The sequence below is a fragment of the Paenibacillus solani genome (assembly GCF_001277345.1).
Lineage (GTDB): Bacteria > Bacillota > Bacilli > Paenibacillales > Paenibacillaceae > Paenibacillus_AQ > Paenibacillus_AQ solani.
Map to the genome: position 1 here is coordinate 467,559 of NZ_LIUT01000003.1, position 19,601 is coordinate 487,159.

14 protein-coding genes and 1 pseudogene are annotated in these 19,601 nt (G+C 48.3%); 5 read left to right on the forward strand and 10 right to left on the reverse strand.

The annotated features are described in order from the left end of the window. Window positions 1–71: 71 nt before the first annotated feature. A pseudogene (locus AM231_RS19510) lies at window positions 72–263 on the forward strand (helix-turn-helix domain-containing protein); the annotation flags it as partial. A gap of 110 nt (window positions 264–373) precedes the next feature. Here AM231_RS19510 and AM231_RS19515 read toward each other — a convergent pair. Both AM231_RS19515 and AM231_RS19520 read right to left on the reverse strand, forming a co-directional pair. After that, a complete protein-coding gene (locus AM231_RS19515; protein ID WP_054404100.1) occupies window positions 374–1,300 on the reverse strand; it encodes an LCP family glycopolymer transferase in 927 nt (308 codons plus the stop codon). Between the two features lie 451 nt (window positions 1,301–1,751). After that, window positions 1,752–2,114, reverse strand: a complete 363-nt coding sequence (locus AM231_RS19520; protein WP_082341749.1) for a hypothetical protein — start codon at window positions 2,112–2,114, stop codon at window positions 1,752–1,754. A 257-nt stretch (window positions 2,115–2,371) separates the two neighbouring features. Here AM231_RS19520 and AM231_RS19525 point away from each other — a divergent pair, with 257 nt between their 5' ends. Next, window positions 2,372–2,740, forward strand: coding sequence for a helix-turn-helix domain-containing protein (locus tag AM231_RS19525; protein ID WP_053491656.1), 369 nt, complete (start codon window positions 2,372–2,374; stop codon window positions 2,738–2,740). Window positions 2,741–3,258: 518 nt separating this feature from the next. On the opposite strand, the gene gltB is transcribed toward AM231_RS19525, so the two are convergent. The 3 genes from gltB to AM231_RS19540 all read right to left on the reverse strand — a co-directional run bounded on the left by gltB (window position 3,259) and on the right by AM231_RS19540 (window position 11,321). Continuing rightward, window positions 3,259–7,854, reverse strand: a complete 4,596-nt coding sequence (gene gltB, locus AM231_RS19530) for a glutamate synthase large subunit (protein ID WP_054404101.1) — start codon at window positions 7,852–7,854, stop codon at window positions 3,259–3,261. A 407-nt stretch (window positions 7,855–8,261) separates the two neighbouring features. Continuing rightward, entirely contained in the window at window positions 8,262–10,526 is a 2,265-nt protein-coding gene (locus AM231_RS19535) for a YhgE/Pip domain-containing protein (RefSeq protein ID WP_054404102.1), read from the reverse strand. A 213-nt stretch (window positions 10,527–10,739) separates the two neighbouring features. Further along, the gene (locus tag AM231_RS19540) at window positions 10,740–11,321 is read right to left on the reverse strand and encodes a TetR/AcrR family transcriptional regulator (RefSeq protein WP_053491653.1); all 582 of its coding nucleotides are present in this window, start codon (window positions 11,319–11,321) and stop codon (window positions 10,740–10,742) included. Between the two features lie 336 nt (window positions 11,322–11,657). Here AM231_RS19540 and AM231_RS19545 point away from each other — a divergent pair, with 336 nt between their 5' ends. Next, window positions 11,658–12,833: an MGDG synthase family glycosyltransferase gene (locus AM231_RS19545; RefSeq protein ID WP_054404103.1), complete on the forward strand. Its 1,176-nt coding sequence runs from the start codon at window positions 11,658–11,660 to the stop codon at window positions 12,831–12,833. Window positions 12,834–12,929: 96 nt separating this feature from the next. Here AM231_RS19545 and AM231_RS19550 read toward each other — a convergent pair whose 3' ends face one another. From AM231_RS19550 to thpR, 3 genes are all read right to left on the reverse strand, one after another. Beyond that, complete coding sequence (locus AM231_RS19550) at window positions 12,930–13,613, reverse strand: metal-dependent hydrolase (protein WP_054404104.1); 684 nt, start codon at window positions 13,611–13,613, stop codon at window positions 12,930–12,932. A gap of 42 nt (window positions 13,614–13,655) precedes the next feature. After that, complete coding sequence (locus AM231_RS19555) at window positions 13,656–14,555, reverse strand: cell wall hydrolase (protein WP_054404105.1); 900 nt, start codon at window positions 14,553–14,555, stop codon at window positions 13,656–13,658. Between the two features lie 106 nt (window positions 14,556–14,661). After that, on the reverse strand, window positions 14,662–15,234 hold the full coding sequence (gene thpR / locus AM231_RS19560; RefSeq protein ID WP_054404106.1) for an RNA 2',3'-cyclic phosphodiesterase: 573 nt from the start codon (window positions 15,232–15,234) through the stop codon (window positions 14,662–14,664). A 300-nt stretch (window positions 15,235–15,534) separates the two neighbouring features. On the opposite strand from thpR, the gene AM231_RS19565 reads away from it, so the two are divergent. Together AM231_RS19565 and AM231_RS19570 are read left to right on the forward strand one after the other, a co-directional pair. Further along, window positions 15,535–16,488: a D-2-hydroxyacid dehydrogenase gene (locus tag AM231_RS19565; RefSeq protein ID WP_054404107.1), complete on the forward strand. Its 954-nt coding sequence runs from the start codon at window positions 15,535–15,537 to the stop codon at window positions 16,486–16,488. A gap of 301 nt (window positions 16,489–16,789) precedes the next feature. Further along, a complete protein-coding gene (locus AM231_RS19570; RefSeq protein ID WP_054404108.1) occupies window positions 16,790–17,101 on the forward strand; it encodes an MGMT family protein in 312 nt (103 codons plus the stop codon). A 126-nt stretch (window positions 17,102–17,227) separates the two neighbouring features. On the opposite strand, the gene AM231_RS19575 is transcribed toward AM231_RS19570, so the two are convergent. Continuing rightward, window positions 17,228–18,205 carry a TRM11 family SAM-dependent methyltransferase gene (locus AM231_RS19575; RefSeq protein WP_054404278.1) on the reverse strand — a complete coding sequence of 326 codons (978 nt, stop codon included), beginning with the start codon at window positions 18,203–18,205 and terminating at the stop codon, window positions 17,228–17,230. A 53-nt stretch (window positions 18,206–18,258) separates the two neighbouring features. Next, window positions 18,259–19,488, reverse strand: a complete 1,230-nt coding sequence (locus tag AM231_RS19580) for an MsnO8 family LLM class oxidoreductase (protein ID WP_054404109.1) — start codon at window positions 19,486–19,488, stop codon at window positions 18,259–18,261. Window positions 19,489–19,601: the final 113 nt, after the last annotated feature.

A 19,601-nucleotide genomic window follows, 5' to 3' on the forward strand; every position in this document is an offset into this window, starting at 1 on the left:
TGTATCATATTGATATTTCCATTTTGATGTTTAGTCTACATGAATGGATCTTTTTAGAGAGGTGAGCATGCATGTCATATGGATCTCGCATTGCAAAATTGCGGGAGCAGAAAGGTTGGACTCAAGAAGAATTATCCGAGCTTATCGGTATCAGCCGTGCTTCTTTATCACATTATGAGAAAAATCGCAGAGAACCTAATCTGGAGACTCTAACCAAATTGGCGGATGTATTTCAAACCACGATTGACCAAATTATTGGTAGATAGCCACACTTCCCCCACTTGCGAATAACAGTACGATGCCCCTCATCCCCGTTATGTGCTCACGCCCAAAACCCCCTCTCTTAGAATAAAAAGGGGGGGTGGGTTGCAACTCATTCCATATATTCTCGCAATGTTGTGATAATGTCTTCCCTTTCCTTATCACCGACAATAAAATACCAAATTCCGTTTATTCTCTGCCCATAACCAGCAATCTCTACCTGCTCGACCTTCCCTATATGATGACGGTACTCTGTTAGAAGCTGTTTCATCTCCTCAAATGAAATATCGGTCTTTACGCTGCTTCCAATCTGATTGAGAAGGGTTTCCAGTTTAAACACAGTCGAAACTCTTAATGCTTTATCCAGAATCCCCTCCAGCACTTCTCTTTGTCTAACATTCCTTCCCAAATCGCCCTTTGGATCCTCAAACCGCATTCGTGAGAAGGCAAGTGCTTCGCTGCCATTCAGGTTCAACTGTCCCTGGTCAAAGTTATAACCACCATATTCAAACTTCATACGATTATTTACGGTAACTCCACCTAACGAATCTACAATGCTCGAGAAGCCCTCCATATCCACTTTAATGTAGTAATCGATGGGAAACTGCAGGAAATTCTCCACGGTACTGACTGACATCGGGATGCCTCCAAATGCGTAGGCGTGATTAATTTTATCCACGGTCCCATATCCGACAATATCAGTCCGTGTATCACGGGGAATATTAAACATGAGCACAGCCCCCTTCGTAGGGTTGACTGCCATGAGTATCATCACGTCGGAGCGGCCCCGATCATGGGGCCTTTGGTCTACACCCAAAACCAAAACAGTAAATGCATCTGTATCCTTCGTAATGTTCTCTCCCGTCTTGGTGCGCTCACCGCCATAAGTGAATGTCGGGGTTACAGGCGATGGCTGCCGCTCTTCATACATTTGTTCTGCCGTTGATTTAATAGATTGATACGTATACAACAGATAAGCCGAAGGCAGCAATATAAGAATCGCCAGCGGCCACAGGACCCATTTTAATTTCATCTTCATCCTTAAATGCCTCCATGGCATGGACCATATTCTGTCCGATTGTAGGGATAAGCAAATTTATGAACTGGATGTAACCAGCATAATGTAAGGTTAGAAATGACTAGATCTTTACGGCGGGATCATACGGGATTGCTTTTTATTTTTGACTATAATAAATCAATGATCTGGCTGGGACTCAAGTAATCAAAGGACAGGAGAAAGGTAATTAGCAGAAATAAATATCGAGGATATAGAGTATCGTTAATTAAAATTTGTCGATAAAATTATGGGATGAGAATTCCATATTTGATGAGGATTAACCTAACTTTTCTCTCAGGTATGTCCTACATCTTCTGTATGATTTAAGGTAAAAGAACTAATGACCAAGCAACATAAATATAGTAGAATATCAATTAAACCATTATAATGATTCAGTAAGATTACCTGTTTGGTGCAGGAAATCTATTACAATTTAGTTATAAAGGCTAATTTTCTGGGAATCATTATGACCAAACATCATGCGGTTCAGCATACCTACAATCCGAGTCTTTTTATCGCCATCTGTATGAAATTCCGTATGATACAGTTGACGGCCATAAAAGAGTCCTCTTGATTCAATGCGTCCTGTTACCTGGATATGATCTACATTATCATCAATTTCGTATCCCAAAACAACGTTGGAATGGATCGGTATTTCCCAAGGACACAGGAATACAAGACCACTAGGCAGCAGCTCTAGCGGCGTCACGGAATGACTTTTCCCATGAATGGTTAAATCTCCGATTTTCATGACTTTAATTCTTACCGTGATTTGATGTTGCCGTTCTTGTAACATTTGTGGTAACCCATCCGCTCCTTGTTAGTATTTTGTGGTATGGGACAACTTCGTGCTGGATAAAATGATACCAACCGTCACCAACCATGATTATCCAGATACAATATGTATCTGACTCATGTTAATAATACGATACATAGTGTATCTAGTCAATTAAAAAGTAGCCTTTTTATGTATATAATAAATCGGCAAATTTAACTTATGGATCTATCCAATAACTTCTATAGATACAAGCCACTCGAAAGGGGGATCAATGCGTGAACTACGGAGAACGAATATCAGAATTACGTGAACAGCATGGATGGACTCAGGAAGAACTCGCTACCTCTGTCGGTATTACACGTGCTGCCCTATCCCATTATGAAAAAAATCGCCGCAAGCCTGACTTCGAAACATTGACCCGCTTGGCAGATCTCTTCGATGTATCCATAGACTATCTGATCGGGAGAACGACACAGGAGAAAGTGGTGCTTGACCCGGAGGTACGGGCGTTTGTGGATGGTCTTGAGCTATCCGATGAGGATTTATTGGAGCGCTTTAACCTTACCGTGGATGGTCGTAAATTAACCGAAGATGAAGCTAAACGATTCATTGCATTTGTCCGCATGGAAAGGGCCATGAAATAATACGTCGTAACGATTAACCACAAATCCCCGACATGTGAATGTAAATTGCTGCACTCACGTATCGGGGATTGTTGTCGTTATGGTTGATTTTTATTTTTTCGCAGTGTCTCCATTTGCAGCCATTGATCAGGATGGATTCCTAATTGAGTCATAAGCTTGTTGATATCTAGGTTTGTCTTCTGTTGGTCAAGCCGATGCTCGGTGCTTCCGGAGCTTCTCTCCTTGTCCACACTCATTTCTACAATTACCTCGCTTATCTATAATTTCGTCTCCATCCCAGCTCCTTACAATTGGTGTAAATATAATCTATACAGGAAACTTTTTGAACAAGTTACTTATCAATATTATAACCAATGAATCCATACGATGCTGTCGTCTCATGGAACCATTGTCCAAAACATCCGGTTCTAATTTTGTCGAATTATATTTTGAAAGCGATACCAGAGAATCTATACAAAAAAACCACCTGGCATTCATTATAGAATACCAAGTGGTTACTGATAACCTGAGATCTGCTGCTAATTCCCTGTACGCGCCAATTCTTTCATATTGGCTTCAAATGCAGCGAGGAGCGCAGATTCACCCGCCAAGCCCTGGTCTTGCATCTTCTCAATATGCAGCAGCATGCGCTTATAGTCCCGGGGAATGATTCGTACAAATCGGCCAAGTGCCTGTTCCCAATTTCCTAGAATTTGTTGTGCCGGCACACTGCCGGTATAGTGCTCATGCCGCTCAATAAGCTGCTGCAGCAGTTCAGCTTCTCTTGCATCCTCTACACGTTCCAGCAGGACCATTTCCAAATTGCAGCGTTTCATAAAAGTACCTGCAGGATCATAAATGTATGCAACCCCGCCGGACATTCCGGCTGCAAAGTTTCGCCCGGTCTCCCCCAGAACGACTACACGACCGCCAGTCATATATTCGCAGCCATGATCGCCGACGCCTTCAACAACGATGTTCGCACCTGAATTGCGTACGGCGAAACGCTCTCCGGCAATTCCTCGTACGTAAGCTTCACCGCTTGTAGCACCATAGAATGCCGTATTGCCTGCAATGATATTCTCCTCGGCTTTAAAAGTCGCCATAGGTGAAGGCTTTACGATAATCTTCCCGCCTGAAAGTCCTTTGCCAATGTAATCATTGGCATCGCCTTCGATTCTCAGTGTCAATCCTTTTGGCACGAATGCACCAAAGCTGAGGCCTGATGAGCCCACGAAGTTAAACTGGATGGTATCTCCCGGCAGTCCGGCAGCACCGTAATTCCGTGTCACTTCACTTCCCAAAATGGTTCCGACCGCACGATCCACGTTCGTGATAGGGAAGGTGCCTGTTACCGCAGTTCCTGACTCCAATGCAGGTGCGGCACAGCTGAGGAGTGAACGCATATCCAGTGTTTCTTCCAAGCGATGATTCTGTCTTTGCAAGCGGTAACGTGTGCTGCCTTCCGGCAGTTCCGGCATATATAGCAATGCCGAAATATCCAGGCCTTTCTTTTTCCAATGATCATCGGCTTTAATAGCGTCAAGAACATCCGTCCGGCCAATCATCTCGCGGATGGTCCGGAATCCAAGCTCTGCCATCAGCTCACGCATATCTTGAGCGACAAAACGCATAAAGTTAGCGATATGCTCGGGATCTCCTGTAAAGTTCTTGCGCAGCTCCGGGTTCTGAGTAGCGACACCAACGGGACAGGTATCCATTTGGCAGACACGCATCATAATGCATCCGATGGCAACGAGCGGTGCTGTGGAAAAACCATATTCCTCGGCTCCAAGCATAGCGGCAATAACTACATCGCGTCCATTTAGCATTTTACCATCCGTTTCGAGCACAACGCGGTCACGCAGATTGTTCATGATAAGGGTTTGATGAGTCTCGGCTAGACCAAGCTCCCATGGCATACCCGCATGACGGATCGAGCCTTGCGGAGAAGCCCCCGTACCGCCATCGTAACCACTGATAAGAATAATATCGGCCCGGCCCTTCGCAACGCCTGCGGCGATCGTACCCACCCCTACCTCGGATACCAGCTTCACGTTAATATCGGCTCGTGGATTCGAGCTCTTCAAGTCGTAGATAAGTTCAGCCAGATCTTCAATGGAGTAGATGTCATGGTGCGGCGGCGGCGAGATCAGACCCACGCCAGGTGTCGAACCGCGAACTTCGGCTACCCATGGGTATACTTTACGGCCGGGCAGCTGCCCGCCTTCGCCTGGTTTCGCTCCCTGCGCCATTTTGATCTGAATTTCATCTGCATTCACCAGATAGTGGGAGGTAACACCGAATCGTCCCGAGGCCACCTGCTTGATTGCACTTCTGCGGGAGTCGCCGTTGACTTCGGGGATGTAACGAGCCGGGTCTTCTCCCCCTTCCCCTGTGTTGCTCTTACCCCCGATGCGGTTCATTCCGATTGCAATACTCTCATGCGCTTCCTTGCTGATGGAGCCAAACGACATCGCACCCGTTTTAAAGCGGCGCATAATGGAATCTACGGGCTCCACCTCATCCAGGGGAACCGGTTCGGAGACCGGCTTGAACTTCAACAGTGCGCGCAATGTCAAGTGCTGTTCGTTCTCTCCTTGCACGAGCTCGGTATATTTCTTGTACGCTGCATAGTCATTGGTCCGGACAGCCTGCTGCAGTAAATGGATCGTTCTCGGATTGAATAAATGCTGCTCCCCTTCCGCTCTCCATTGATACTCGCCTGCCGAGTCCAGCGTCTTGTCACTACCATCCTTATCCGAAAAAGCACGTTCGTGATGGGCAAGCGTTTCTTTGGTCACTTCCGCAAGACCGATGCCTCCAATCCGGGAAGGCGTCCATGTGAAATAACGATCCACGAAATCTTCCTTCAATCCAACAGCTTCGAATATTTGAGCGCCGCGGTAAGATTGAATCGTTGAAATCCCCATCTTCGATAAAACCTTCACAACACCCTTGTTCGCCGCCTTCATATAATTCTTAACAGCTTTCTCGTGTGAAATGCCCGGCATCATGCCTTCTTTAATCATGTCGTCCAGTGTTTCGAATGCAAGATATGGATTGATAGCACTCGCTCCGTAACCGAGCAGCAGGGCATAGTGATGGACTTCCCGTGGCTCGCCAGATTCAAGCAGGATCGCTACCTTGGTCCGGGTTTCCTGACGGATCAGATGATGATGAAGTGATGAAACGGCAAGCAGAGAAGGAATCGCGGCATTGTCCTTATCCAGCCCACGGTCGGACAAGATCAATAAATTATGACCCTTAGCAATGACTCGATCCGCAGCCTCACAGAGAGTGTCGATCGCTTTACGCAGTCCTTCAGCCCCCTCTGCTGCCGGGAAGAAGATCGGGATGGTCATGGACTTAAATCCTGGACGGTGAATATGACGCAGCTTCGCAAACTCTTCATTGGACAGGACCGGCGAATCCAGACGGATATGACGGCAGCTCTCCGGTTCCGGCTTCAACAGATTTCGCTCGGGACCGATCGTTGTGCCCATGGAAGTGACGAGCTCTTCCCGGATTGCGTCAATCGGCGGGTTGGTCACCTGGGCGAACATCTGCTTGAAGTAGTTGAATAATCGCTGCGGACGATCGGACAGCACCGCTAGCGGCGCGTCATATCCCATGGATGCGATGGCTTCAGCCCCTGTGAGAGCCATCGGCTCCAGCACTTTGCGCAGCTCCTCGTACGTGTAGCCGAAGGCCAACTGAAGCTGGCGCACATTCTCATGCTTCGGTTCTGGCAGTTCCGGTGCCTCAGGAAGATCATGAAGCTCCACCAGATGCTCTTCCAGCCATTCCTCGTATGGAAGTTCAGCAGCGATGCCAGCTTTGACTTCTTCGTCAGAGATGATTCTCCCTTCCTTTGTGTCGATGAGGAGCATGCGCCCCGGGCGCAAACGGTCCTTATACAGCACATCCTCTGGCGGAACATCCAGCACACCGGCTTCGGAGGACAGGATGATACGATCATCCTTAGTCACATAATAACGGGATGGCCGGAGACCGTTCCGGTCCAGGATAGCTCCGATCTGAATGCCATCTGTGAACGCCATCGCTGCGGGGCCGTCCCACGGCTCCATTAACGTACTATGGTATTCATAGAAAGCCTTCTTGGTCTTATCCATGTCCTCATGGTTATTCCAAGGCTCCGGGACCATCATCATGGCCACATGTGGCAGGGAGCGGCCACTGAGATACAGGAACTCAAACGTATTATCAAACATACCGGTATCGGAGCCATCCGGATTGATGACAGGTTTAATCTTCTCCAGATCGCTTCCAAACCGTTCATGCTCAAGCAGCGACTGGCGGGCATGCATCCAGTTTACATTCCCGCGCAGCGTGTTGATCTCGCCATTGTGAATCATGAAGCGGTAAGGATGCGCACGCTCCCAGCTCGGGAATGTGTTCGTACTGAAACGGGAATGGATCAGCGCGATCGCGGACTCCAGCTTCTCTTCCTGCAAATCCAGATAGAACTCCCCTACTTGCTCCGTAGTCAACATGCCCTTGTATACGATTTTCCGGCAGGATAGGCTGGATACATAGAAGCTGTCGCCTTCCGGATTTCCGCTGTAGCGAATAACCCGCTCTGCGCGGCGACGGATGACATACAGCTTGCGTTCGAACGAGAGTTCATCCAAAATGTCGCTACTTCGCTGGATAAACACTTGGCGAACATACGGTTTAGCCGCTCTTGCGGTTTGACCCAGCATTTCATCATGGGTCGGCACATCCCGAAAACCAAGCAGGGTTTGGCCTTCTTCCGCAATGATTGAGGCCAGCTCTGCTTCATGTTCCGCCCGGGTTACAGGATCATGTGAAAGAAACAGCATGCCGACACCATAATGTCCCTCTTTCGGAAGCTCAAAGCCCTGCTTTTCCGCCTCAGCGGTGAAGAATGCATGAGGAATCTGCAGCATGATCCCGGCACCGTCGCCGGAATTCGGCTCACTGCCCTGACCGCCACGATGCTCCATATTGGCAAGCATTCTCAAGGCACTGCTGACAATGTCATGTGATGGCTTACCCTTGATATGGGCGACAAATCCCATACCGCAAGCATCTTTTTCAAACCGCGGGTCATATAGGCCCTGTTTCTGGGGATAATCAGTATGTTTCATAAGATGCAACCTTTCTAACTTAGGATATAATGCGGCAGATCAAGGAAGAACGACATAAACAAAAATCTAGTATTCGTCCTCAAGCGGCAGAAGCGAGCCATCATCTGTATGATGCGTTTTAGTGCAAGTTAATGATCGAACATATTTTCTGTTTTTATACGGTAGGTTAATTGGTTTTTATATTTTATCACCGCCATATAAACGCATCCAATTCAAAGTTTTTATGAAATTGATAAGAATTGTTTTTATATGTAATTTGTATAAATAAACTTCCTGTCCATATTAATTTTATGTATTATAGTACAAATAATCATACAAATAGAACATTCCGAACAAGAAAAAAAGGACATTCCCCGAAGATCTCATTGATCTTTGGGAGAATGTCCTTTTGCTTAGCTATCCATCGTTTATGCAGTCACCGCTGTATCCACATCTGCTGACTTCTTATTTTTCGTAGTCAGGAAGTATACGGCAGTCAAAGCCAGGAACACGAGGCCGAATCCTGCCAATATACCCGCACTGGACCACATGCCATCGAAGCTTCCTGTGGAGATAACGTCCTTGTAACCTTTTACGCTGTATGTCATCGGTAATAGCGGGTTCAAGGCTTTCATCCAGTTCGGAATGAGTTCGAGTGGGAACGTACCTGCGCTTGTTGTCAATTGGAAGATCAGAATAACGATCACGACGAAGCGTCCCGGCTGATCCAGCCATGTGACAAACATTTGCACCAGGAACATAAACGACAAACTTGTGATGAAGGTGAAGAGATAGAAGAGCGGAACGCTCTGTACCTCAAGCTTCAATCCATACAACATAACCACTGCTGCCAGCAGAGATTGAATCAATCCCATGCCTGCAAAAGAAAGCGCACGACTGACAAACCGGTTCCATCCGGATGCATTCGGTACCGATGAATTGCGGATCGGTAAAATAATCGTAGTGATTAACGCGCCTACAAACAAACCAAGTGACAGGAAGTAAGGAGCGAAGCCTGTACCGTAGTTCGGCACCTCGTTCACTTTATGTTCTTCAACCTGTACCGGACCAGCGAACATACTGACCGTCTCGTCAGTTGTCTTAATATCGCCTGTCTTGCCGGCAGCCTCATTCAGCTTGCCTGCAAGCTCCCCGCTGCCTTCTTTCAATTCGCTCATTCCGTTTACCAGTTCGCCTGCACCGGAATCCAGCTGTTTGGAACCATCAGCAAGGGTCGTTACACCGCTACCCAACTTACCTGCTCCGCCTGCAAGCTGCTGTGTGCCCTGTGAAAGGGTTGCCGCACCGCTTGCCAGCTCCTTGCCGCCAGCTGCCGCTTCGCTCAGCTTTGTACCAAACAGCTTCATGCCGTCTGCTAATTGGCTTTGTCCTGCGTTCAGCTGTTTCGCACCGGCGAGCAGCTCTTGACCGCCTCCGGCAAGCTGTTTGCCGCCTTCAGCGAGCTGGCTAGCTCCCGCGCTCAGCTTGCCAGCACCTTCCTGCAGCTGCTGTGTGCCTTGATTCAGCTGAGCCGCGCCTTGGGCCAGCTGCTGCTGGCCAGCTTTCAACTCACTTGTGCCAGAGGCCACGGATTGGCTTGCCGCCAATAGCTTCTGCAGGTCCGGACTCTGTGCAAGTTCTGGATTGCTTTCAGCCAGCTGCTTCAATCCATCGGCAACTGCTTCGGCGCCTTGCTCCAGAGACGCGGTCGCTTCCAGCGATTGATTCAGCCCGGCTTTCAGGCTGCTGCTGCCTTCATGTGCGCTTTTCGCACCTTCGGCAAGCTGGGATGCTCCTGTCTGGTTCGCTTGCAAACCTTCATTGAGAGTGGTGCTGCCCGCTACCGCAGATTCAATCCCTGCTTGCAGCTTGGCACCGCCCTTGCTTGCTTCCTCAGCTCCTGCCTGCAGCTTGCTGTGACCTGCCTTAAGCTGATCCAAACCGGAAGCAAGGGTGCTGGCACCGGTGTTCAACTTGCCGGCACCATTATTCAAGTCCTGCACCCCTTGCGTCAAAGGAGCGAGTCCATCTTGCAGTGCTTGTGTGCCGCTGACCATTTTAGCCAGATTCTCTTTCAGTTTCACTGCACCATCGTCCAATTTCACGGCTCCTTCGGATAACTTCGTGGCGCCGTCCCCCGCTTCACTTAAGCCGTCGGACACTTTAGCTACTTGATCAAACAACGTTTCCGTATAGGCTTCCGTCACTTTGGCGGATACCTTGGATTGAATCTCCTTCACGGCGGTTCCACCGATCTGGGCGGCCAGGAAGTTATAACCTTCATTCGGCTCAAATATAATCTGTGCCGGTGCGGGATGTTCATCCATCAAGGTTGTTGCCTGCTGCGAGAAATTCTCGGGAATGCTGATCGTCATGTAATACTCATTATCTTTCATGCCTTGCTCTGCTTCATTTCGATCAACGAATTGCCAATTAAAATCCTTCCCTTTCTTCAACTCGGCGACCAAATCCTCGCCAGCCTGAAGCGTCTTGCCTTCAAAAACAGCGCCCTGGTCGTTATTAACGACCGCTACGGGCAAATCCTGCATCTTTCCATAGGGGTCCCAAAAGGCCCCGAGGAACATACCGCTGTACATGACCGGTATGAACAGCACCGCGATGATCGGAATCAATATTTTTTTGTTCCGAACGGCAGCGCCAAGATCTTTTGTAAATACTGATAATGACTTCATCCAGTCTCTCTCCTTTTATTCTCTAGATACAGCAGCTATTTAGCCGACATGCGTCTGCAGCAAAGGCAGAACACATTTTTTCCAACACAGTACATAATGACCATTCTGCTCATTCGGTCAGTTCAGACCAAAAAAAAGATCGCTGGCAAGGAAGACGATCCCTCAAGCCATGAGAGTACGTCTTCCTCAACACGAAGGAGGATAATGCATCACTTACGAAGAGGCCTTCAACCCGTCAGCCAAGAACACCATCATGTATTCCTTGATCTGTTCCTTGCTCAGCGGCTTGTGAAGCTGATTGAAGTCGGTCGTGAGCGCAACGTACAGCTTCAGCATCACAAATGATACCACTTGAGCGTCCAGCGGCTTGATCTCACCGGTCGATTTGGCTTGCTCCACAATTCCCTGGAGATACCCAACGATTCCGTTCTCCACTTTCGTCAATCCTTCGTGCGCCTTAGGTGTGCCAATATCCCGTACCTCCTGAGACAGCTTAATGAACAGCTCATGCTCACTACGGAATTCAAGCAGCGCGTCCAGCACCCGATAGAGATTGTCGAAGAAATCCCTGTCCGACCGGAGCTCCTGCTCCGCAAGACGCTTCATCTCCATAATGGCCGATAACAGAATCTCATCAAACAGTTCATCCTTATTGGTAAAGAACGTGTAGATCGTGCCTTTTCCAACATTCGCAATCTTCGCCACCTGTTCCATCGTCGTCGCTTTATATCCGAACAAAGCAAACGACTTGGAGGCAGCATCCAGCACCTGCTTCCGACGGTCCACAGCTGACATGCTTACCCCTCCTTCTATAATCTTCTTAAGATGGGCTATCCTTCACGAAACTGACCAAAATACAATTATGGTCATTCGGTCAAAAATTACTTTATCAGATTATCGAAAGCATTGCAATATTTTTCATTAAAAATTTTATATAAATTTCACTACAGGGTTCAAACGTTATGATAACGTCTAATGTAGAAAAGAGTCCTTCGCTTTTCGTCCGTAAAATAATTGAAATGCTTTTCCCTTTCGCGCGTATACTTATGATGCAAACTCTTTTTTTCGCGCCGCTCTTCAAAAAATGATTCCTGTTTTGTAAGATAGAGGGAGAAAGAAGTAGGTGAAACCATGCGATATACAAGAGTGCTCCTCTTCTCAGAGGGTTTCGGTACAGGGCATACGCAAGCAGCGTATGCCCTGGCTGAAGGTATACAGCGGATAAGTCCCGGCATCCATTGCCGCGTGATTGAGCTTGGCAATTTTTTAAACCCAACTGTGGGACCGTTAATCTTATCCGCCTATCGAAAAACCGTCAGCACCAGGCCGCGTCTTGTCGGCATGCTGTACCGTTCGCAATATAAGAAATCGTTAAACCGTCTAACACGGCTCGCGCTGCACCGTATTTTTTATGCGCAGGCCCAGCGAGTCATCGAACAGCTTAAACCGGATCTTATCATATGTACCCATCCTTTCCCAAACGCCGTGGTCTCCCGTCTGAAGCGTCAGGGACTCAATGTTCCGCTTTATACGCTTATCACGGATTATGATGCACATGGCACCTGGGTCAATCCGGAGGTTGATGAATATCTTGTCTCCACACCTCATGTGAAGAACATGCTAATGCTGCGGGACATCCCGCCGGAGTATATCCATGTAACCGGCATCCCGGTGCACCCTAAATTCTGGGAACGGGGCAGCCGTGAGGCGCTGCAGGCCGAGCTTCAGTTAAATAACATGCCGACGGTGCTAATCATGGGCGGCGGTTGGGGGCTCGTATTCAGTAAAGACCTGCTCAGCAAGCTGGCAGTAAGAGCCGGGGATATCCAATTGGTTTTCTGTATGGGACAGAATGAGAAGCTGGTTGCCAGCATGCGTGAAGACCCGGTCTTCCAGCATCCCAACATTCATGTTCTCGGTTATCGTGACGATATACATAAACTTATGGACGTATCGGATCTGCTCATTACGAAGCCTGGCGGAATGACATGCACGGAAGGAGCAGCAAAGGGAATCCCCATGCTGTTCTATGAACCTATTCCGGGACAGGAAGAAGTAAATTCTCATTTCTTTGTCAGTGAAGGTTATGCAGAAATCCTGGATTCGCCTTCCGTGATCGACAAATGGCTAAGCCTGCTGTCTGATCATTATGATCAGGTATTGAACAAGCGTGAACAACTCAGCAGCAGACGCTCCCCGCATCTGGATCCCAATCACTGTGCCAGCAAGGTGATGGAATTGCTGAGCCAAGGCCGCTTGCCTGAATACCACGAAGACCATATCAAGATTTTAGCGGACCAGCCCTAATATTCATTATGCGCCCATTCTTCAGCTATTGAACTTTAACCCAAAAAAGCTTCCCTGTCGTTTGTAACAGGGAAGCTTTTTCTTACCTTAAGTTCACTAGATTTCCAGACTTTCTCCTGCTTTCAACGGATGGCCCTGAACACCCATCTTGGACAATTCGTCACAGAAGGCCCCAGCATCCTGTTTAATGCCCGGGAAGGTGTCATAGTGCACAGGAATGACATGTTTCGTCCGAATCCACTGTGCGGCCAGCAGGGCGTCCTGCGGGCCCATCGTTAATGCATCACCAATCGGCAGCGCAGCCACATCGATGTTGTTCATCTCTCCGATCAGGCGCATATCACCGAACAAACCTGTATCACCTGCATGATAGAAGGTTTTGCCGCCCATTGTTAGAATGACGCCTCCAGGCTCTCCTGCGTAGATCCAAGTGTCTCCAACTGATATGGATGAGGAGTGGAACGCCGGGGTAAACTTCACCTTAAAACCATCAAACTGTGCGCTTCCCCCGATATTCATGCCATGCGATTTGACCCCTTGACTGCCGCAATAGACCGCCAGTTCATAAACCGCGATGATGGGACAATCATTCTGCCTGGCAATCTCGATGCAATCACCAAAGTGGTCGGAGTGCCCGTGCGTCAGCACCACAGCATCTACCTTTACGTCTTTGGGATCGATGCCAGAGTCCGGGTTCCCTGATAGCAACGGATCGATAATGACGCGAACGCCGCCTTCCTCCACCAATATGCTGGAATGGCCGTAATACGTTATATTCATGGTTAAACACACCTCCTACATACTAGTTTACCCACATGGGCACTACTTGTAAAAAGAGTGGTTCCCTATTTTTTTGACAAACGTTCTGGAATGATGAACTGTCAGATCCTGCGCAAGCTTAAGAGAAAGGAAGAAGTACGTATCGTCCTTTACCTCTTTTTGGCCATGAAGTGCCGCATTCACGGACTTGATCGTCTCTTCGTTCGGCTGGACACGTTTAAGACGCCCGTTCGCTACAGGACTAAATTGGTGCTTTTGATAAATAACATCGGTAATCGTATCGGGAAAATTAGCTGACCGTAGCCGGTTTATGACAACGTTAGCAACTGCTACTTTGCCTTCGTACGGTTCGCCTTCCGCCTCTGCCATGACAATCTTCTGGAGCAGAAGCAGCTCTTCAGCTGACAAATCATAAGTCCAGGTTGCCTTATCTTTCTGATCCTGGGTTAACGTATTTGTTCTCGTGAAGAATAGAGTTGTGGGGGGTGTTAGGCTCTTGGCCTGTGATTTTACGACATGTTTCCCCTTTTGTTTTGCCGGTTTCCCGTCTGCAGTTTGAGATTTGGCTTTTTTCTTTTTCTCTTCTGCAGCCTTCATTGTTTGCTGGGAGTATAATTTATGGGGATCAGCCAAACCGATGCCTTGATCGTTTGTGAACGCCCCATTCTTGCCGCCTGTCTTATTCCACTCCTGGAAAACAATTGAAGACAAATTGCTGACAGGTTCCCTATCCTGTGATGTACTTGCTTCTGTTTTGAACTGATCAGGAATCTGTTCAGGAGCTTGGGCAGCCATTACAAACTTCGGCATCTCCTGTTGTCCTTCTTCACCATTTGTTGTCTTTGCCTGCATCCCAAGCAAGCTTATAAGAGACAAACTCACAAAGAGCGCACCAATAAGCAGCGCAACCCAGCGATTTTGCCGTAGCACTTTCATAACCATATTTTTCCTCCTATGATGTCGAAACATTCCTACACTATGTAACCACATTTTTAGGCTTTGAAAACATGGTAATTTTATGAACATTTTATTTTTACTTTCAGAAAATCTAAGAAAGCCGCGCCACACCTACTTTTTCGTACATGGGGCTTGCATGTAAATTTGTTCGAAATAGAACAATCTCCTGCACTTTCCATTGGATAGGTTCGGGTCCACTTCCGATAACATCCAAAGAAAATTTTTGAATACCTTGAAATTTACGGCTAACGGTGATATGCGGACGATAAGGCCGCTCCTCTGGCACGAATCCGCAGGACTCCATCTTCCGGACTACCGATCGCTGAAGCTGTTCTAGTGCAGACAGTTCCCCGCCGACTCCTGCCCACAAAATTCTGGGTGAGGCCATTGCGCCGAATACACCCGCATCATGAAGACGGAGTTGGAATGGTTGATGCCTCTTCGCAACCTCCTGAAGCGCTGCTGTCAGCTCCTCTATGCGATGTGTGGGCGTATCGCCCAGAAACTGCACGGTAATATGATAATCCTGAGGATGAACCCATTTTCTGAAAGACACTTGCTCTGCCCACGCAGCCGTCCACTCCTGAATCCGTGAAGACACGTCGGCAGGCAAATGTACGGCAACAAATAAACGATCCATAGCTTCCTTCTCTGAAAGGCTCACTAAGACACTTCCTTCCCTTCCTAATTACCCAAGCAGCCCATTTACGGCTCCTATAAGCACCATGTTTTCGAGATCGTCTATAGTTTGAGCAAATTAACCTGAATTTACTATTCAGGGTGCATCTGTTCGCCTAAAAATATGATGAAGCTCCAATTTACCATAAATCAGACAAAAAAACATGTATAATTTTACCAAATGGTCATGTCACCTGTGCGCAAAGTTTTGATTTCTGATAATATGTTTCAAGAAGAATAACGCTTTTATTATGGCTGATGATCATATTTCTTAGGAGGTAGCACCATGCCGAAAATCGTTGCGATCCACGAATTAACTACCGAACAACAGCAAAAAATCAAGGAAATCGCCCCTGACTACGAGCTGTTGGTTTCAAAAGCCAAAGAGCTTACGCCCCAATCCATTCGAGAGGCCGAAATTCTGATCGGCTGGTCACGTTCCTTACAGGAGGACGTCTTGTCCAATGACAGTCAATTAAAGTGGATTCAAGCATGGTCCGCCGGTGTGGATAAAATGCCGCTGAACGAACTTGAAAATAAGGGAATCCAGCTTACCAACGCCAGTGGCGTACATAGCATTCCGATTACGGAGCATATTTTTGCAATGATTCTGGCCTTCACACGCAACCTGCATCTCGCCATTCGCCAGCAATCGAATAACAAATGGGATACTTCCGGTACCTTCACGGAACTGGCAGGAAAAACGATCGTCATTGTCGGCGTTGGTCAGATCGGCAGTCATGCTGTGAAGGTGGCCCAAGCATTCGGCATGCGAACCGTCGGCGCTCGCCATTCCGGTAAATCGGATCCTCATGTCGAAGTCATGTATAAAGTCGACCAGCTTGAAGAGGCCCTGTCAGAAGGCGATTATGTCGTGAACATACTACCCCTGACCAACGAGACCCGCGGCTTGTTTGACAAGGCAAAATTTGCAGCAATGAAGAACTCTGCTTTCTTCGTTAATGTGGGTCGGGGGCCGTCTGTGGTCACGGACGATCTGATTGAAGCGCTTCAATCAGGGGCTCTGGCAGGGGCCGGAATGGATGTGTTTGAAGAAGAACCGCTTCCATCGGACCACCCGCTATGGTCTATGGACAACGTCATCATGACCCCTCATATGGCCGGAGATACAGATCGTTACAGCGAACGTGTCATGGACATCTTCCTTGAGAATTTACAACATTATGTAAACCATGAGCCCCTGTCTCGAAATGTGATCGACTATAGTAAATCCTATTGATTAAGGAGTTGGGACCTGGTGCTAAGACTAAGTGTTAACACCTTGTTTCCGGGAGTTTGCGCAAAATAATTTTCAGTAGTCCTAACAGTTTAAAAAAATATGTCTATTGCATCGACGTACCTTATATAAGAAGAGAGACTGCAGTTAGGTGGCTGTGGCTGTCATTCACCGTATGTCGATTTCGAGGAAATCTTATGCTTGGATGTTTATATGCACTTTTAAAAAAAGGAACGTCCCGAGGCTTCCTGCCATCCGGGACGTTCCGATTTCTTTATTAATATTGAAGGAGGTTTAGAGAGCGATGCAGCCGTATACGAAACGAGTCATTGAAGTAATCCAGAGCATCCCGGAAGGATATGTAATGACGTATGGACAGGTGGCCGGATTAGCTGGCAGTCCCCGAGGTGCCCGGCAGGTGGTTAGAATACTTCACACTCTCAGTCACATTCACAAGCTGCCCTGGCACCGGGTTGTCAATGCCAAAGGAGAGATTGCCATCAAGGATGATGAATCCCGATTTATGCAGGAGCTATACCTTCAGGACGAAGGTGTTATCGTCAATCACAAAGGCATGATCGATTTGGAGAAATATCGTTATCATCCTCCCGAATAGAATCCGAAAGCGAATGGTTAACATAGCCATCGATTCATACTGCGATTAATTTATGCAGGCCATTTACTCATGTCACCATTTACTCGCGTAGTCATTTACTAACACAGCCATTCCTCGCATAGCCGTTTACTCGCACAGCCATATCTCCCTCACAAAGCTTCCCTTGCGCGTCGTTCCGTGACGAAGCAGCTTCCAGCCTGTACTCACGAGCTGCTCCCTTAATGGCTCCGTACTGACGATGACAGCACGATCTGACAGCCGGCGTAAGCTATGGAGCATCTGTGATTTTTCCTCCTCTGGGAAAACCGAACACAGATTATACGGCAGATCCAGGATTGCGGCATCATAATGCCCCTGCAATGAATTCATATCCTGGATCGCAACCAGGTTATCATCGTATCCGTAATGTCTGAGATTCACTCTTGCCCCCCGAATGGCGAGCGGGTTAATATCCCGTCCTTCGGCCGTGATCCCCATCGACAACGCCTCAATCAGTACATTCCCCATCCCGCAGCAGGGATCCAGAAGCGTAACTCCGTCCAGCCGTGGTACAGCCAGATTGACAAGTGCCCTGGCGACGCGGGAGCTGAGGCCTGTGGAATAATTTTGCGGTTTTTGCTTATGATCCATCCATGCCCGCTCAGGTTCATGCAGTATCCCCAGTCTCCAGATATTGCCTATGGACAGCATGCCGAGCGTGACATCCGGCGCTTTCATCTGAGCCTGTCCTGTTATGGCTTGGCCTACCATACGCTCATACCCGCGTAATTGCTCATAACTAAAACGATCCCCTGCCTTCAAACATACCACTTTGAAGGTTCTGTTCTTCAGATGAATAGAGCCTGCCTGCTCTGCCATTCGCTCTACAGATTCCCCTGTTAGCTTGACATCAAGGCAAGCCGTTAAGAATGGGCTTCGATCTGGATCAATCCAACGCTCACTCTCAAGCCAATTCTCTCCTTCAGGCTCATGACCAAACAGCTCCGTCAGCTCCATGGAGCAGAGGTCCTGCTCCGTTTCATGGCAGGCGTATGTGTACAGATAAGATGGCTTATTACTTACAAATCGCTCTCCAAATGCAATATCATATTCGTGTAAACTCATCATTTATTTCTTCTCTCTTCTATTATATATGTGCGCAGGTACAACCCTGTTATTTACTCTTGTTCCATTAACAGCCGATAGGATTCCAGCCGTGCTTGGTAATCGCTAACGGGCGTGACGATCAGAAATTCATCGCAGCCATATTGCTCTGCCAACTCCTGCAATCTGCTTCGCACGCTTGCAGGCGTACCGACGATGAGCTTCTTGGACGGGCCTGCAGAAGTGGAAGTTGAACCAATGGAAACCTCCTTAGAATCTCTAGTTCCTTCATCAGGCACTCCTTGAGAATGTCCATCTCCAACAGAAGTCGTGTCTTTTATGCCATTAGAGCGAGAAACATCGGAAGCCACCTGAGAACCTCGAGTTTCTTCACTAGGCTCTCTTTGAGAGTATCCGTCTCCAGCAGGAGTCGTGTCTCTTCTGCCGACAGATCGAGAAACACCGACTCTATGGACTCCTTCTTGTTCCTTAGGAACCAAGTCAAGGCTCTGGTCTTGGCCAACCGTTGTCTTGTCCATAGGTTCTGCGGCCACGGTGCGCTGCCCCGTCTGGGGAATGTCAGCAGCCAGCTTCTCCGCCTCTTCCTGCGTCATTGCACAGACCACGCTTACCGCCACCATCGCGCGCGGTTCTTGCAGATGAGCGCTTGGCTGAAAACCTTCCTTGTAAGACCGGAGAATCTCCGCACCGTCCGCATCGCTCATGAACTGGCCGAATACATAACCCATGCCGAATTCAGAGGCGTAGCCTACACCTTTCGTATTCGTGCCCAGCATCCACATTACCGGTTGAGTTGCGGGAACCGGCTTCGCAGCGACCGGCACATCTTCATAACGATACCGATCCTCAAGCAGCTCGGTCAAAGACCTGATTCGCTGCGGCAAATCAGCCACATGGCCCAGAAAATTACCGCTGAGTGCCATGCTCGTATGGGCGGAACCTCCGGGTGCCCGTCCAATCCCAAGATCGATGCGGCCGGGGTACAGCGCCGCCAGCATGCGAAAATTCTCCGCTACCTTCAGCGGGCTGTAGTGGGGCAGCAGCACGGCGCCGGAACCAAGCCGGATGCTCGTTGTCCTGGCTCCGATATGGGACAGCAGAATTTCCGGCGAGGCACAGGACAAGTGTTCCAGGTCATGATGCTCCGCTACCCAATAACGCCCGTAGCCCCATGCTTCCGCATGCTGGGCCAGCGTCACCGCCTGCTGTAAGGCTTCCTCGAACGAGCTCTCTCCTAAATGCGGAACCAAATCCAGCACGCTTAGCTTCAATTGATTGTTCATGAAATCCCCCCCTTTGACCTCCATCCCATCTTCCGATACAAGTGATATCAGGTTCAGTTGAGTCACTCTTGCTGAAGCAGCAATTGGCAATGGTTAAGTCAGTAGTAATAACA

Excerpts from the sequence above, each read along its gene's own strand:
- AM231_RS19515 (WP_054404100.1), bottom strand. The coding sequence starts at position 1,300 with ATGAAGATGAAATTAAAATGGGTCCTGTGGCCGCTGGCGATTCTTATA.
- AM231_RS19520 (WP_082341749.1), bottom strand. The coding sequence starts at position 2,114 with ATGTTACAAGAACGGCAACATCAAATCACGGTAAGAATTAAAGTCATG.
- gltB (WP_054404101.1), bottom strand. The coding sequence starts at position 7,854 with ATGAAACATACTGATTATCCCCAGAAACAGGGCCTATATGACCCGCGG.
- AM231_RS19535 (WP_054404102.1), bottom strand. The coding sequence starts at position 10,526 with ATGAAGTCATTATCAGTATTTACAAAAGATCTTGGCGCTGCCGTTCGG.
- AM231_RS19540 (WP_053491653.1), bottom strand. The coding sequence starts at position 11,321 with ATGTCAGCTGTGGACCGTCGGAAGCAGGTGCTGGATGCTGCCTCCAAG.
- AM231_RS19545 (WP_054404103.1), top strand. The coding sequence starts at position 11,658 with ATGCGATATACAAGAGTGCTCCTCTTCTCAGAGGGTTTCGGTACAGGG.
- AM231_RS19550 (WP_054404104.1), bottom strand. The coding sequence starts at position 13,613 with ATGAATATAACGTATTACGGCCATTCCAGCATATTGGTGGAGGAAGGC.
- AM231_RS19555 (WP_054404105.1), bottom strand. The coding sequence starts at position 14,555 with ATGGTTATGAAAGTGCTACGGCAAAATCGCTGGGTTGCGCTGCTTATT.
- AM231_RS19565 (WP_054404107.1), top strand. The coding sequence starts at position 15,535 with ATGCCGAAAATCGTTGCGATCCACGAATTAACTACCGAACAACAGCAA.
- AM231_RS19570 (WP_054404108.1), top strand. The coding sequence starts at position 16,790 with ATGCAGCCGTATACGAAACGAGTCATTGAAGTAATCCAGAGCATCCCG.
- AM231_RS19575 (WP_054404278.1), bottom strand. The coding sequence starts at position 18,205 with ATGAGTTTACACGAATATGATATTGCATTTGGAGAGCGATTTGTAAGT.
- AM231_RS19580 (WP_054404109.1), bottom strand. The coding sequence starts at position 19,488 with ATGAACAATCAATTGAAGCTAAGCGTGCTGGATTTGGTTCCGCATTTA.